Source organism: Psychromonas aquatilis (genome assembly GCF_038155185.1).
Lineage (GTDB): Bacteria > Pseudomonadota > Gammaproteobacteria > Enterobacterales > Psychromonadaceae > Psychromonas > Psychromonas aquatilis.
Window position 1 is genome coordinate 24,709 of sequence record NZ_JBAKAZ010000009.1, and the last position, 16,567, is coordinate 41,275.

The 16,567-nt window shown below is 37.2% G+C and carries 14 protein-coding genes; 3 read left to right on the forward strand and 11 right to left on the reverse strand.

Features of this window, described 5'->3' with window-relative positions:
- Positions 1–19: 19 nt before the first annotated feature.
- The 3 genes from prmC to hemA are packed head-to-tail and all read right to left on the reverse strand — an operon-like array spanning position 20 to position 3,254.
- Positions 20–856, reverse strand: a complete 837-nt coding sequence (gene prmC, locus V6256_RS03910) for a peptide chain release factor N(5)-glutamine methyltransferase (RefSeq protein WP_341596755.1) — start codon at positions 854–856, stop codon at positions 20–22.
- On the reverse strand, positions 857–1,948 hold the full coding sequence (gene prfA / locus V6256_RS03915) for a peptide chain release factor 1 (protein WP_341596756.1): 1,092 nt from the start codon (positions 1,946–1,948) through the stop codon (positions 857–859). It lies immediately after the preceding gene.
- 40 nt (positions 1,949–1,988) lie between these two features.
- Positions 1,989–3,254, reverse strand: coding sequence for a glutamyl-tRNA reductase (hemA, locus tag V6256_RS03920; RefSeq protein WP_341596757.1), 1,266 nt, complete (start codon positions 3,252–3,254; stop codon positions 1,989–1,991).
- Between the two features lie 241 nt (positions 3,255–3,495).
- Here hemA and V6256_RS03925 point away from each other — a divergent pair, with 241 nt between their 5' ends.
- From V6256_RS03925 to xthA, 3 genes are all read left to right on the forward strand, one after another.
- Positions 3,496–3,918: an outer membrane protein assembly factor BamE gene (locus tag V6256_RS03925; RefSeq protein WP_341596758.1), complete on the forward strand. Its 423-nt coding sequence runs from the start codon at positions 3,496–3,498 to the stop codon at positions 3,916–3,918.
- A 430-nt stretch (positions 3,919–4,348) separates the two neighbouring features.
- Entirely contained in the window at positions 4,349–4,585 is a 237-nt protein-coding gene (locus tag V6256_RS03930; protein WP_341596759.1) for a TIGR02647 family protein, read from the forward strand.
- Positions 4,586–4,665: 80 nt separating this feature from the next.
- Positions 4,666–5,472: an exodeoxyribonuclease III gene (gene xthA, locus V6256_RS03935; RefSeq protein ID WP_341596760.1), complete on the forward strand. Its 807-nt coding sequence runs from the start codon at positions 4,666–4,668 to the stop codon at positions 5,470–5,472.
- A gap of 86 nt (positions 5,473–5,558) precedes the next feature.
- Here xthA and V6256_RS03940 read toward each other — a convergent pair whose 3' ends face one another.
- The 8 genes from V6256_RS03940 to V6256_RS03975 all read right to left on the reverse strand — a co-directional run bounded on the left by V6256_RS03940 (position 5,559) and on the right by V6256_RS03975 (position 16,564).
- Positions 5,559–6,272, reverse strand: a complete 714-nt coding sequence (locus tag V6256_RS03940) for a TIGR01621 family pseudouridine synthase (protein ID WP_341596761.1) — start codon at positions 6,270–6,272, stop codon at positions 5,559–5,561.
- Between the two features lie 12 nt (positions 6,273–6,284).
- A complete protein-coding gene (locus V6256_RS03945; RefSeq protein ID WP_341596762.1) occupies positions 6,285–6,881 on the reverse strand; it encodes a UPF0149 family protein in 597 nt (198 codons plus the stop codon).
- A gap of 489 nt (positions 6,882–7,370) precedes the next feature.
- Positions 7,371–8,333, reverse strand: a complete 963-nt coding sequence (gene pfkA / locus V6256_RS03950; protein ID WP_341596763.1) for a 6-phosphofructokinase — start codon at positions 8,331–8,333, stop codon at positions 7,371–7,373.
- Positions 8,334–9,187: 854 nt separating this feature from the next.
- Positions 9,188–10,750: a SulP family inorganic anion transporter gene (locus V6256_RS03955; RefSeq protein WP_341596764.1), complete on the reverse strand. Its 1,563-nt coding sequence runs from the start codon at positions 10,748–10,750 to the stop codon at positions 9,188–9,190.
- A 260-nt stretch (positions 10,751–11,010) separates the two neighbouring features.
- A complete protein-coding gene (gene olsF, locus V6256_RS03960) occupies positions 11,011–12,759 on the reverse strand; it encodes a bifunctional ornithine lipid synthase OlsF (protein ID WP_341596765.1) in 1,749 nt (582 codons plus the stop codon).
- A gap of 175 nt (positions 12,760–12,934) precedes the next feature.
- Positions 12,935–14,644, reverse strand: coding sequence for a polyamine aminopropyltransferase (locus tag V6256_RS03965; RefSeq protein WP_341596766.1), 1,710 nt, complete (start codon positions 14,642–14,644; stop codon positions 12,935–12,937).
- Positions 14,645–14,705: 61 nt separating this feature from the next.
- Positions 14,706–15,605 carry a DUF350 domain-containing protein gene (locus V6256_RS03970; RefSeq protein ID WP_341596767.1) on the reverse strand — a complete coding sequence of 300 codons (900 nt, stop codon included), beginning with the start codon at positions 15,603–15,605 and terminating at the stop codon, positions 14,706–14,708.
- Positions 15,606–15,619: 14 nt separating this feature from the next.
- On the reverse strand, positions 15,620–16,564 hold the full coding sequence (locus V6256_RS03975; RefSeq protein WP_341596768.1) for a hypothetical protein: 945 nt from the start codon (positions 16,562–16,564) through the stop codon (positions 15,620–15,622).
- Positions 16,565–16,567 lie beyond the last annotated feature (3 nt).

A 16,567-nucleotide genomic window follows, 5' to 3' on the forward strand; every position in this document is an offset into this window, starting at 1 on the left:
AATACGTTAATACAAAAATTTATTTGAAATAGCCTAACGTAACACGGTCGTTTTGCGAATAATCTTTAATAGTACGAATATCAACAAAGGCATTATCTTGCAAAATCTCACGCACTGCCAAACCTTGGTCAGAGCCGTGTTCAAATAACAAACACCCACCTTCTACCAAATACTGTTTAGCTTGCTCACTAATATGACGAATATCAGCAAGACCATGTTCATTTGCCACCAAAGCAGATAAAGGTTCAAAACGGACATCACCTTGTTTTAAATGCTTATCTGTTGGGTCGATATAAGGAGGGTTACTGACTATAACATCAAACTTACCCGTAACACCTTCAAACCAGTTACTTTGTAAAATAGAGACATTATTAACCCCTAAGCTATCGCGGTTTTCTGTCGCCAGTTGCACTGCATCATGGCTATAATCAACCCCAACACATTTCGCCATCGGTAATTCAGTTGCTAACGCTAAGATAACCGCGCCAGTACCAGTTCCTAAATCGAGTATCGAAGTTTGCCCAGTAAAATGAGACTGTATCTCCGACAAAGCTTGTTCGACAAGGACTTCAGTATCGGGTCTAGGTATCAAGGTACTATTATTGACTTTTAGTGGTAAAGACCAGAATTCACGTTCACCAGTTAAGTGTGCAACGGGATGCCCATTAACACGCTTTTCTATTAACGCTTCAAACTGTGCCTTTTGCTGTTCGCTTAAGTCTCGCTCAGGCCACGTCATTAGGTAAATCGTTTCTTTACCTAATACGAACGCCAATAACACTTGTGCGTCTAATCGTGCTGAGTCACTATTAACCAGTGTATACTCAGCCCAGACTAATGCATCATCAATGCGCAATTACAAAGCACCTTGTGCTAGTGCAGCAAGTTTATCTGCTTGATCTTCTTGTAAGATAGGATCTAATAACGCATCTAACTCACCTTCCAATACTTCATTTAGACGGTAAATCGTTAAGTTAATACGATGGTCACTAACACGGCCTTGTGGGTAGTTATACGTACGAATACGTTCACTACGATCACCACTTGCCACTAAGCTACGACGAATATCTTGCTCTTCAGCATTATTCTTTTCATCTTCAACTTGCTGTAAACGCGCCTGTAACACAGACATCGCTTGCGCACGGTTTTTATGTTGTGAACGTTGATCCTGACACTCTACTACTGTTCCCGTTGGTACGTGGGTAATACGGATTGCAGAATCTGTTTTATTAACGTGCTGACCACCAGCACCAGAAGCACGGAAAGTATCAATTTTTAAATCAGCTGGGTTAATTGAAATAGCTTCTGATTCAGGGATCTCAGGCATCACAACAACAGTACAAGCCGATGTATGAATACGGCCTTGCGATTCAGTTTCAGGAACACGTTGAACTCGGTGACCACCTGATTCGAATTTCATCAAACCATAAGCGCCTTCACCCTCAACTTGTAAGATAACCTCTTTAAAGCCACCCTGTTCACTTTCATTGCTATTCATCACCGTAACACGCCATTTTTTGCTGTCACAAAACTTGTTGTACATACGGAATAAGTTACCAGCAAAAATAGCGGCTTCATCACCACCAGCCCCAGCACGTATCTCGATGAAACAGTTACGGTCATCATTTGGATCTTTAGGTAATAATAAGATTTGTAATTCATCAGCTAACTTTTCAACACTTGCTTTGGCTTCAACAATCTCATCGCTGGCCATTTCACGCATCTCTTCATCGTCATCTTCAAGCATGAGCTCTGCAGCGGCTAAATCTTCCTGTGCAGTTTGGTATGCTTTAAAACATAAAACAACTTCTTCTAATTGCGAATACTCTTTAGTGAGTTCACGGTATTTATCTTGGTTACTAATAGTATCCGGGTCGCCTAGTAAGGCTTGAACTTCTTCATAACGTTCTACTAAAATTTCTAATTTTGAAATAATCGATGCTTTCATTTTTCTCTTCTTATAAACAGTTGAATAGCGTTACTATTCTTTATAAATCATCTTTTTGGCTCAAACCCAATGTCGACCTAATCAACTCTAAGTCTTGGTCATTTCCAGAGTGACTAATCGCAGTTAATGCTTGGGTTGGTTGATGGATTAACTTATTCGTTAATTTGTAAGCCAATTCTTTTAATACTTTTTCGCTATCGTTACCCTTCGCTAATGAAGCAATAGCACGTTGTAATAATTCATCTCTTAATTGCTCACTGTTTTGACGATATAAACGGATACTTTCAACCGCTTTTAATGAATCTTGCCAAGCACTAAACTCTTCAACACCGACTTCTATAATCTTTTCAGCTTCAATTGCTGCTTCGATGCGCGCTTGTTTATTTTCTTCAATGATACCCTGTAGATCATCTACACTATAAAGGTACGCATCATTTAATTCTGATACTTGCTGCTCAATATCACGCGGTACGGCAATATCAATAAACAGCATAGGCTGATGACGACGATCTTTTAATGCACACTCAACCATCCCCTTACCAATAATCGGTAATTGGCTAGCTGTAGATGAAATAACAATATCTGCTTGCGATAACTGCTCTGGTATTTGCCCTAACACAATCGCTTTTGCATTAAATTGGTCGACTAAATCAACAGCGCGAGCCAGTGTACGATTAGCAATCGTAATATTAGGCACTTCATGCTCTAATAAGTATTTCCCCACTAGCTCAATGGTTTCACCGGCCCCAATTAACAACACGCGACTTTTTGATAAATCACTAAAGATTTGTCGTGCTAAACACACAGCAGCAAACGCAACAGAAATCGCATTCGCGCCTATTTGCGTATCGGTACGAACCCGTTTTGCCACTTTAAAAGCATATTGAAACCACTTATTTAGTATTTTTTTAACTGATTTTGCTTGGCTAGCAACGGCAAACGCTTGTTTAATCTGCCCAAGTATTTGTGGCTCACCAAGTACCAGTGAATCCAAACCGCAGGAAACTCTAAAAAGATGAGAGATAGCCTCTTGGTCTTGATAACAATAGAAATTATCATCAAAACTGCCAGCTTCAATATTGTGGTAATCCGTTAACCATCTGAGTAAAGGACCGCTATCTTCACCTTCATAGTGACAATAGATCTCACAACGATTACAAGTCGAAATAATGACAGCTTCTTTAACGGAAGGTTGCGCTAACAAATCTGCATACGCAGCAAAAAAAGAGTCCGGCGAAAAAGCAACTTGTTCTCTTAATTTAACAGGGGCAGTTTGATGATTAATTCCTAACGCAAATAATGGCATTTATATAATTCACAGATACAAGAAAAAGAAGTAAAACAAAGAGCTGAATTCTACGTAAATTTACAACAGATTTAAAGCTAACTCTGGTTCATCTCGACATTTAGTATTATTTTTATACAAAAACTTCTGATATCTCACTGAATAACCATATTATAACAAAATTTTGGTTAATATTTTTACTTGTTAGCTTTGCTTGGGTATTATCATGTTCAAACTATTTTAATTAGATATTGATGAGCCCATGACCATTAAAAAAATACTTTCCAGCCTTATTCTCGCATTTTCAGTTTCCGGTTGTTCTTTTTTGTACGACACTTTTGTGTATCAAATTGATGTAGTACAAGGAAACTATATTGATGAAGCCAAACTTGCAGAAGTTAAAATTGGCATGACTCAGCAACAAGTTATTTATGTTCTGGGATCGCCAATGCTAATTGATCAATTCGATTCATCAAAATGGTATTACATTCGTTACATCAAACCAGGCGGTGAAGACGTACAACAATCACAAATTGTATTAACATTTAAAGATAATATCTTAAATGAAATCATCAGTGATAACACCGCTGAAGAAAACCCGTTAGTTAAAAATCCAAAAGCAAAAAATGCACCTAATGAAGCCGCGCAAACAGACCAACCCTCTAAAGCGATTACAACGGAATAATTTTTAGCTTATTCATGTTTATAAAAAAGGAATGTTATGCATTCCTTTTTTTATACCTTTCACTCCCCTTCCATTTACGTCTTCTCAGGGCATAAGCTCAGTTAGCATTAATAAGCTTATACCAATTATATTAAATAAGTGATCTAAATTTTGCGCAGGAAAAATGACTGAGTTCAAAGCGTAATTTGAGTTAAATAGTTGTTCTATTTGCGAAAATCACAACGAAGAAATAAGTTATTTTAACAAGTAAAATAGATCAGTTAATTAGTGTGATTGGTATTACTAACCCTCTACATCGATCATTGCACTGATTTATATAACAAAAGTGCGTCGATAATTGATCTAGCCCAAGATACCTACGAGTACCTTTTGCTTTTTAGTCACTAAAGCATAAGATGAAAACTCCTCAATGACATAGAAGAGTTAACTTATGATTAAAAATTATTCAGATACTTTTTTCGATGAAATTAAACTATTATCTAAATTCCCAGAGACGTCACATTTAGAAGGCTTAAAAGTGCACAACGATGCCTCACCTGAGTTGATTAAAGCAGCACAATCACTTTTTGATAAAGGCTTAACAACAGAGCCTGACGGTGGTTACCTAACTAGTTTAGGCATTGAAGCAGCAGAACATTTACATCACCTTTTAATGGCGTTAAATTAATCTAAAATCAATACCTTCTTGTTGAGTAAATACGTTCAACAAGGTACATTCAGCCTTTAGATTTTGTAAAGGCTATTATTATGAAAGTTATCTCATTCAATATTAACGGATTACGTGCTCGTCTCCATCAATTACAAGCCGTTATTGATAAACACCAACCAGACGTCATTGGACTACAAGAAATTAAAGTACACAATGACGCCTTCCCTGTCGAAGCAGTTGAAGCGATGGGCTATCATGTTTATTTTCATGGCCAAAAAGCACACTACGGTGTTGCTATGTTATGTAAACAAAAACCATCAGATGTACAATATGGCTTCCCCACTGATAATGAAGATCACCAAAAACGTATGATCATGGTGACCGTTGCTGATGAAGATGGACAACCAGTACGTATTTTAAATGGTTATTTCCCACAAGGTGAAAACCAAACACATGAAACAAAATATCCTTATAAGCGTCAATTCTACCAAGATCTAAACACCTACTTAAATGAGAATCACACTGCTGAAGAGCAAGTGATCGTGATGGGTGATATCAACATCTCACCAATAGATCTTGATATTGGTATCGGTGAAGCAAACAAGAAACGTTGGTTACAAACTAAAAAATGTAGCTTTTTACCAGAAGAGCGTGAATGGCTAGCGACGTTAATGAATTTCGGCTTTACTGATACATTCCGTTTATTACATCCAGAAGAAGATCAAAAATTCAGCTGGTTCGATTACCGTTCTCGTGGTTTTGATGATAACCGTGGATTACGTATCGATGTGGTTTTAGCAACACCGAGTTTGGCAGAAAAAACTGTAGAAGCGGATATCGATTACGAACTAAGAGGAATTGATAAACCTTCTGACCACGCGCCTATTTGGACAGAATTTGCTTAACTACTTTTATTAATGAAATAGATGTTAATGAAATAGGCCGTACTCTGCCGACCTATTTCATCTTCATTAGCATATACAGGCTTGCCTTAAACCTTCTTGGGCCATTTTAATAAATCACAATCACCTAATTCTACTAATTTGCTCTGACAAGCTTCAGAGACAAATAGGTCGCCATTGTCAGGCACAGCATTAAACCTAAACGCTTGCTCTCTAAAAATAAACTGTATTTGATAAGCATGCAGATAACCGCGATCAAACTGAAAAGCATTTTCGGTTGCATAAATAGGGTCACCACAAATAGCACTGCCGACACTTTTTAGCGCCACTCTAATCTGATGTGTTTTACCTGTTTTGGGCTTAACCACAAACAACCTTTTCCCTTCACCTAGCGCATAACTAAAGAATTGAGTAATCGCTAAATTATCGGTATTACGAGTCAATCGCCACATTGAACGGCGAGATTTCTCCATCCCACCTTTAATTAATCCTTGGGATTTTTTAGGCTTTTTATCACTGATCGCTAAGTAATACTTTTGGACTTGTTGGGTTTTGAATAATTCCGATAAATCATGCGCAGCCTGAGATGACTTGGCTAATAACAATAATCCAGAAGTCATTTTATCTAAACGATGCACACTAAATAGTTTTTGATTAAAATGTTTCTCCGCCGCCACCACAACACCAAACTCACCATCTTCACTATGAAAATTAATACCGGGGTGTTTGTTAATCACAACAAAGTCTTGCTCCTCACTCACTACAGAAAAATAAGCGTTATTAGCTTCGATTAATTCAGACATATAACCCTTTTCCTATTCTTGACTAATATATTGAGCAGCGTGATAGGCTAAATTACTTAATAGTTGCGGCAATATTGCAATAATTTCATCACTTTCAGGCAAGTCAGTAAACAGTGTGACTAACTCTGCCGGCATCTGTTGCGGTGGGTTTAATTTTGTAAGCAATAAAAGCGTAGTTTGAAATAAGTTTTGAGTTGAAGCGCTATCCTCAATAATAAGCCAATTTTCGTTAAATAATTGTACTGCTTCTAAAAAGCCTTTAGCAAACTCAGCCCCTCTATTGGATATCTTATTTTGCTCATCTAACCACGCTTCACAGTGAAGATCGGTTAATGGGATCGCCTGTTGATACTGCACTTGTATATACTCAACAACCTGTAAAATCCATTGTGCATATTCAACCGCTTGAGCTTGGTCTTCAAAATTAATTGGCTGCTCGCCACGTGACATCATATTTAACCACTGCTCTAACTCAACCAGTTCAGGTAACGCTTGTACACTGCATATAAAACCAAGCTGATAATACGCGCTTTGTAAATCTTCCTGCTGTTGATGATTATCTATAAAATCAATAAATTCACTGATGATCTTATTGTCTTGATTGGGCATAAATACTCTCTATTAAAAAGATGACAACATACTCTAAATACACATGCCTATTTACATGGTATTAAATAACTTAGTTAATACACATGCCTATTTACATGGTATTAAATAACTTAGTTAGGACAGAAAATGGGCTTGCTTTAAGCTTCCTACAAATGATCTTACACCAATTATATTAAATAAGTGATCTAAATTTTGCGCAGAAAAAATGACTTAGTTTAAGGCGTAATTTGAGTTAAATAGTTGTTCTATTTGCGAAAATCACAACGAAGAAATAAGTTATTTTAGCAAGTAAAATAGATCAGTTAATTAGTGTGATTGGTATTACACATCAACGAGTGTTTTCTAAAACAAATTAATAGTGATAGTGGTCTGTTTTCTGCATAATTTAGCAGACATCGCAGCATTTATGATAAAAAACAAAAATGATATTCCAATCAATACAAAAAAGCCTACCAAAAGGTAGGCTTAAGCAACTTCTTTATACTAAATTTAGTATAAGATATTTGATAATTCGTAAAGGTCTTTACGGAAAGGTCGTTTCATATCTGTTAAACATTCAATAATGTCATGGTCAACCATCTTCGCACATTGAATACCGATACAACGAGCACTTTTACCTTCTAATAATAATTCAACAGCATAAGCTCCCATACGGCTAGCTAGAATACGGTCGAATGCCATTGGCGCCCCACCACGTTGAATATGACCTAATACAGTCGCACGTGTTTCACGCTTAGTTTTTGCTTCGATACGTTTAGCTAATGCAGTTACATCTGTCACATGCTCTGTGATAGCAACAATCGCATGTTTTTTACCTTTTTCTTCACCATCCATAATTTGTTTGATAAGCGCATCTTCATCAAAATCGATTTCAGGTACGATCACGTATTCACAACCACCTGCAACTGATGCCCATAATGTTAAATCACCACAGTGACGCCCCATCATCTCAACGATTGAGATACGGTTATGTGAAGAAGAAGTATCACGTAAACGGTCAACTGCATCTACGATAGTATTCAAACAAGTCATAAAGCCGATAGTAAAGTCTGTACCAGCGATATCATTATCAATCGTGCCTGGAATACCAATACAAGGGAAACCCATTTCGCTTAGCTTCAAAGCACCCATGTATGAACCATCACCACCAATAACAATCAATGCATCGATGCCAAATTTTTCTAATTGTTTAATTGCTTCTTTACGAACACTTTCTTCTTTAAATTCAGGAAATCTTGCCGAGCCTAAGAAAGTACCACCACGGTTAATGATGTCAGAAACAGAATTACGTTGTAATTGCTTAATATTACCTGCGTGTAAACCAGCAAAACCATCGAATATGCCGAATACTTCAATATCGTGAGTAAGACAAGTACGCGTAACCGCACGTACAGCAGAATTCATACCAGGCGCATCACCACCACTTGTTAAAACACCAACTTTTTTAATCAAAATTTACCTCACCAATTAAAAATCAACAAATATTATCATGCTAGCTCTTATAAGAAACGCAAGAGTATTAGCGCTAAATAATCATTTCTAAATTAAAACTTTATTATTTCAATTTTTTGCTCACTGCCTTTCTATTTTTTTAAAAACAAAAACACAATTTAACATTGTTGAAATAGCTATTATTTAATCATTGGTTTTTCATGTAAACAACCGATGACGCTCAAATGAAATGATACAATATAAGAGCGCTGTAGAATAATAAAATTAAGCATATTTTTTCATAAAGGGTTATTTCTTGCTATTTTATTAATCTATGTCATTTAATCTTTTTAAAATTGTCACAAAATTGCAATAACAAGCGATTATTGTGTGTAGCAATTAAAAAGGAGATAAAAAATGAAAAGTAAAAAAAGAACATTAAGAAATAAACATGTATGGTTTTCAGTTTGGAATCCAAAAACAAATCAACTAAGTCCTAAATGCGATGCTGAATATCGCCCAATTCGCCAATCAAATCGATAAGCTTGTCAGCCCCGTTTTCTCGCATTCAGACTATTCTAAATACTTAAATTCTAAAACAAAAAAAGCAGGTTATACCAATTATATTAAATAAGTGATCTAAATTTTACGCAGAAAAAATGACTTAGTTTAAGGCGTAATTTGAGTTAAATAGTTGTTCTATTTGCGAAAATTACAACGAAGAAATAAGTTATTTTAGCAAGTAAAATAGATCAGTTAATTAGTGTGATTGGTATTACCTAACCTGCTTTTTATTGAACTAACCTACTCAATACAATTATTACGCTAAAAAAGGCTTCTTAATAAGAAGCCTGATATAGCTACATACTTGATTGTTAGCCTAATGTATCTGAAACAACCGCGTAACTAGGATCTTGACTTGCATCTGTTTCAACCAACACACCAGCTTTATGCAACAGTTTACGGCAATCTTTACTAAGATGGCGAATATGTAACTTCTTACCTTCTTTAGCATAACGACCATTCAGTACGCTAATCGCTTCAATGGCAGAGTGATCAACAACACGGCTCTGAGCAAAATCGACAGTAACATGACGCGGGTCTTCGTTTACATCAAATAACTCAAGGAAGTTACTCACTGAAGCAAAGAATAATGGACCATCGATGTTATAGACTTTCTCATTACCATCTTGGCTTTCTTTAATCTCTGCATTGATATGGCGAGCATGTTCCCATGCAAACACTAATGCAGAAACAATCACACCAACAAATACAGCAAATGCAAGGTCAGTTGCTACTGTCACACTGGTCACAAGAATAATAACAAACACATCTTTCGCTGGTACTTTACGTATCATTTTGAAAGAAGCCCACTCAAAGGTACCAATAACAACAATAAACATCACACCCACTAACGCAGCCAGTGGTACAACTTCAATAAGACTTGATGCAAATAGAATGAAAGCTAATAACGCAATGGCAGCAGTGAAACCTGATAAACGGCCACGACCACCAGAGTTAATATTGATCATTGACTGACCAATCATTGCACAACCACCCATACCACCGAATACACCATTAACCATATTCGCAGCACCTTGAGCCATACACTCTTTATTTGGACGACCACGTGTCCCCGTCATTTCATCAACCACTGTAAGTGTTAACAATGATTCGATTAAACCAACTGCCGCTAAGATGAACGCATAAGGTAAAATGATATATAACGTTTCTAATGTAAATGGTACTGCTGGAATAGCAAAGGTAGGTAATGTGCCAGCTATCGTGGCATTTTCATCGCCAGTCATACCTTGTAAAAAGTCTAGTACTGTACGTGTATCTAATGCAGGTACAAAGTAAACTAATAAAGTAACAACAACAATCGCCACCAAAGTCGATGGAACCGCAGTGGTTAATTTAGGTAAGAAATGAATAATGGCCATAGTTAAGACAATTAGCCCTCCCATCACATACAGGTCATTACCCGCAATCCACACTAAATTACCATCAGCATTTTTAATTTTAAATTGCCCTAATTGCGCTAAGAAAATCACAATTGCCAAGCCATTTACAAATCCAATCATCACTGAATAAGGTACTAATCGAATAAATTTACCAAAACGTAACACGCCGGCTAAAATCTGAATCAAGCCTGTTAACAACACAGCAGCAAACAAATACTGCACGCCATGTTCCATAACTAACTCAACCATCACCACGGCCATTGCGCCAGTTGCACCAGAAATCATTCCAGGGCGACCACCGAACAGCGATGTAACCAATCCAACCATGAACGCGGCATATAAACCAATCATAGGTTCAACACCTGCCACAAAGGCAAAGGCCACGGCTTCAGGGACCAGTGCAAGTGCAACAGTTAATCCTGAAAGCACATCATTTTTCACACTACTTCTATTAAATTTGGGGAACTCAAACACCGCTGTACTTCCTTTTTAAGGGGTAATAAATATAAGGGTGCGTAGTATAGCGCCCATTAAGGATAACAGCAAAAAGTAAACGATGGGGATTTAAATGTAACCTAAGCTTAATCGACTTATTAATTGATCTACTTAAGCACTGCAAAAATAAATGACAGCAAGATATTGATTAAATTAACAAATTATTCTCATTATAAAATCAATAACGTCGCTAGCGCTTAATCTTACAAGCATAAACTAGGTCATTATCGGCATTGCTGTTAATACACTTTTACTTGATGCTGCTGCTCTTCTGCTAAGTGAATATCAATATAACGCGCTTGTTTTTTCGCTTTAACATGACACAAATCCACCACCACAAGACCATCGATACAATGATTAAAATCAGGGTCAATATTGAAATCAATAAACTGAACGCCGCCATCACGACATAGCTCGGTATATTGTTTATACATTGTAGGGACACTCACTCCCATATTTTGCATCATCGTTTTTAATTTAGTGAAGTCTTTTGCGTAATTATCTCCACTAAAATAGGTTAATAGTTCAGTATCTAACTCATCAGACAATGAATATTGATTTTTGGCAGCGGCATAATCCCCCTGAGCAGGAAAATACAATTGATAAAAGTACACTAAATAGGCATGAGCACGCTTAGGTAATGACGCGCTTAATGACACAGGGCCAAATAAATAACGCACCTCAGGGTGACGCGCAAGATAAGCACCAATGCCTTGCCATAAATAATCTAAACTGCGCTTTCCCCAATAACGGGGCTGAACAAAACTGCGCCCTAACTCAATACCTTGTTTAAAAAGAGGCGTCATTTGTGCTGAGTAATCAAATAATTCACTACTGTATATGCCATCGAACCCTTTTTCAGAAACTAATTTAGAGGTATCAGCAAAACGATAAGCGCCTACTAACTCTAATTGCTCTTTATCCCACAGAAGCAAGTGCATATAGTCAAAGTCATACTTATCTAGATCGCGTTTTTCGCCAGTCCCTTCACCCACCGCTCTAAAAGTAAGTTCTCGACAGCGCCCTAACTCCCTTAAAATAACGCCATGATCTGGTTTATCTAACAAATAGATATGTTTACCATCTGAGGTTGTGCCTAATAATTCACACTTTTCTACTGCGTGTTTCAATTCCACTCTCGGCACCGGATGCGCAATCACCAATTCTGTTTTGAAGTAACTCTCTTGCTTCTTAGGAATACGATAAACTTCTTTTTGCAGCAGGTTCACTTTGACCTTAGTTGATAGCTTATTTCTTCCATAACTTTCAAAAGGGATCAGCTTACCAATATGAACTTGAATACTCTTTTCATTATGTTTAAACATCTCCTGTACTAATAACAGGCTAGCTAATGGTTTATAAAAAAAGGATGAAGCATAGAACGTCCAAGAGTTCCTCGCTTTAATGTGAACAGGTAAAATCGGCGCTTTGGCACGGAAAGCTATTTTTAAAAAGCCCTTTTGCCATGGACAGTCTTTAATACCGGTTGGTGTAAATCGCGATACTTCTCCGGCAGGGAAAATAATTAAGGCGCCTTCATTTGATAAGAATTGATGAATGTTAAGGAGATCTTGTTTAGCTGTATTACCAGATAAGTTATTCACCGGTAATAACACATCATGTAACGCATTCACTTCCATTAGCAATTGATTCGCCACCACTTTCACATCACTTCTTAATTTCTTTACAAGATGCAATAACGCAAGGCCATCTAATGTGCCGATCGGGTGGTTGGATACAATAACCACTCGCCCAGAAACAGGAATACGCTCGATTTGCTTATCAATGGTGGCGAAACTGAAATCAAAATGATCAAGAATCTTTTCAATTAAATCAAATCCTCTAAGGTTTGGGTAACGTTCAGAGAATTGCACAAACTCCGCTTCATGAAGGAGCTTTTTACAGATTGAATTGAGTAGTTTATGTCTTAATGTATCTTCTGCAATTTGTGGAAAATACTTTTTAAACACCTGTTGGTGAGAGAACATATTATTAAACCTTTTTATCGTGTTTTGAATAGGATAAAAAGTTTCAATGACAATACGGTTAAGTAAATATGACTGATTTATGACATATTAAATTCGCTAAAATAGCCCCAACAATCAGTAAATAGTTAACAATTTAACCTTTAATGATTGTTGGTAGCTTATTTAAAGCAAAAGTTTACTTGGAAAACTCCGTTTCAACTTCCCATGATGTTTGATGGTATTGATATAAAGCATGACTGCCTAAAAAGTTAACTTTAATCTCGTATTTGTTTTTATAAAAATCTTTATTAAAAACAAAAGCGCCATTTAATAACGGTAAGGTTAACCATTTAGTAGGCACACTAATATCTTCAAAGTGTGACAATCGTGTAGAAGCAAGCTGCCCACTTTTAGTACCAATCGTCCAGCCCCACTCCCCAAAAGAAGGGACATTTTGATGGTATTGCTCTGTATTGAACCCTGCCTCCGCTAAGGTTTTAGCAATCGAGATAAAAGCAGGTTTTGCATGAAACGGTGATGTAGATTGAATAACAATGGCGCCATCGCCATTTAATAAATGTTTTAAACGATAATAAAAGTTAACACTGTACAGTTTGTTTAAATCAGGATGACTAGGATCAGGAAAATCAACAATAATGGTGTCGAACATTTGCTGTTTCGCGAGCAATTTATCAATGGCAATAAAGGCATCATCATGAATAACAGTCACACCAGCTTGATTAAAACTATCCTGTGTTAGTGACTTCACCTTGTTGCTTAATGCAGCGGGTAAAAACTGCTCTGGCTGTTGAAATAAAGACACTAAATTAGGATCTAAATCGATTAACGTCACGCTATCAGGTTGCCACTTTTGTACTTCTCTTAAGGCTAAGCCATCACCACCACCTAAAATTAAAATATTGTTGTGTTGACCAGAAGCTTGCATCGCAGGATGCACCAAAAATTCATGATAAATATGTTCATCTAAACTAGAAAACTGCAAACGCCCGTTAATGTAAAAGCTATAGATAGGTTGATAACCGCCACCTAATAAGCGCTCAGTGAACACTAAGTTCTGGTAAGGTGTTTGCGTTTGATAAATCACTTTATCTAAGTACAACATATTCTGCATTTTACTTTGCCAATGACCGCCAAACATAAAGATACCGATCACCACCAAAGCAAGCAGGCAATGACCAATGATTAATTTAGTTTTATGCTTAAGGTACTGTCTAAAGCGAATTAAAAAGATGAATCCCGCAGCTAAATTTAAGGAAGCGGTTAACGCAGCCGCAGCACTGATCTCAATCTTGAGCATAAATAAAACCCAGATCGCAGCGCCAATACCAGCACCAATATAATCTGCACCATAGATAGTCCCGGCATTATGATCCAAGTGATGCCCATAGACAGTTTCACGAATACGCGCAATTAATGGGATTTCCATACCAATTAAAAAGCCCAGCACAAAGGCAAAAACATAAGGAAGACTGGTGCTAAAAGACGTGAATGTTGATAAGAAATCCCCCTTTAACATCACATCATTTGGGATAAGATACGTATCAGCAATCACCTGTGGCAGTGTTTGACTAAAGGCAATCACAGAAGCGATCAATAATGTTGCAGTACAGCCAATTAACGCAACAACTAACTCTAATACAACAAAGCCTTGAAACGCATTCTTCACTTTTTTAGCGGTAAATGCGCCAATCCCCATCGACACAATCATAATGCCAATAATGGCATAAATTACCGTTTCCACACTGCCTAAAATACGCGCTGAATAATGAGATAATAAGTACTCATAAATCAGCCCACAGCAAGCCAATGTCGCCATGATCAAGATTAAAAAAGCATCATCAAGTAAAAGAGTTGTTTTTTTGCTTCGCAGCAGCTTGGAGAGCATAAATTTTGTTTCGCTTATAAAAAAGGCCATCTAAAGATGGCCTGAATCATTGATTAAGAAATTAAGCCATTAATCCCATTAAGATTAATGCAATCGCAAAAGAGGTTGCTAATTCAATGGTGGCAATACCAATGTTTTGTTGATTTTCAACTTCGTCTTGACGGTTAATGCCGAATAAAACAAGGTACTTAGCAAATGTCGTAAGTATGGTTAATAACACCATTAATACCACACTGATCACCACCCACTGACTAATACCTAACCACAGGGAAGTAATATCAAACTCAATAAAGTGACTCGCTGCAGTAACCGACATCGCTGTAGAAATCAAATAACCACTATAACGAATAGCTAACGCCAAGTGCCCTGTTACCAACGCATTTTGAAAAGTAATGCCATTATTTTTAGAATATTGCCATTCAAATAAACGCGTAATAATCACCAGCATAATTTGCGATACGACCCAGGCTGCGGTTAAAGCAACAAAAGTATCAGTGTTTAAACCATCAACCCAAATAATTGATGCACGGACAACAATCGCAGTTGCAATAACGGATGCTGCATCAACGATCCCTACTGAGATATTGCGTTCTGAAATTTGCTCTCTTTTATCAAATGTAGAAAGCGCAAATTTATCATGAATATAACCGCCCGCTTTAATTAAAATAAGGCCCGCAACGCCATAGGCAAGCATACCTATAAACTCGATGCTTAATGAACCTGCTAACTCGCCAGTCACTGCACCACTTAATGCAATCCCCATCCCAGCAACGCCACCAGCCATACTAATACCAAAGGCAAAGTTATCTTTTTTAGCCAACTCATCCGCTGTATCGACTTTATTGATCACCCCCATGATATAACGAATACCACCGAGTAATATGATTGCAATCGCCATATCAATAGCCAGATAGGCTATTAAACCACTGCGTTCCTCTAATACTGCTAATAATTCATTCATGTTTTAATCTATCCCTATTTACCACGACGAACACTACGAGAAGTGGTCGAACGACTACTTCTGAAACTACTTGATGAAGACAACGATTTCTTTTTCTTTGAATAACTGGATTTTGAAGAAAAACCAGTGCTTGATTGTGCCTTTTTACTAGAGCTCGACATACGACTCGCCCCTGTTTTAGATTTTGCGTAAGGGCTATTGAAGCCGCCTCTATTAGCAAAGGTCTTTTTAGTACGTTGAGTTAATGTGTCCTGCTTTTTGCGCTGTTGCGGCGAAGTATAACGTTGGCGACCAACATCATTATAATAACTATAATCACGCTTATTAGACCAACCATAATAGTTAACCGGACGTGGCGTTAATGCAGAAAACAACGCATAAGCACCATACCATTGCCAAAACGACATACCATTACTATTGGTTTGCCAAGTTCCGTAGTTGGGGTTACCTATTAATTGACTACCAGCACCGTTATCCTCAGCGCCATTAGCTTGTAGGCTTTGCGCTTGGCTAATCGCATTAACACGCGCTAATTGACCATTAGACATATCTGCAATCACATTAATAGGATCGGACAACGCATCATTATATAAATTGCTATCCGATGCCTCTATCAAGGTTCTGCTTTCAGCGATTTGAGTATCGATGTCACCTAATACGTCAGGTGTTGTTTTGAGGGTATTCAGACGTCCTGCTAATGAGCGATACATAGGCCCATCGCGGGTAGCGTCTTTTTCTAATTCATTTAATAAAGGAGTTAATTCAGTTTTTTGTTTTTTTAATAAAGTTGCATATTGTTTTAAAATAATCGCATTACGCAAATTATTATTATCTAAATCATTACCTAAGTTTTGCAGGTGATAATCCGCAGTTTTAATGTAAGCCTGTAACTGCTCAGGACGATCATCACCACAAGATATAAGTAACAAGCTTAAACAAAAAACCAGAACAATACGCATCAA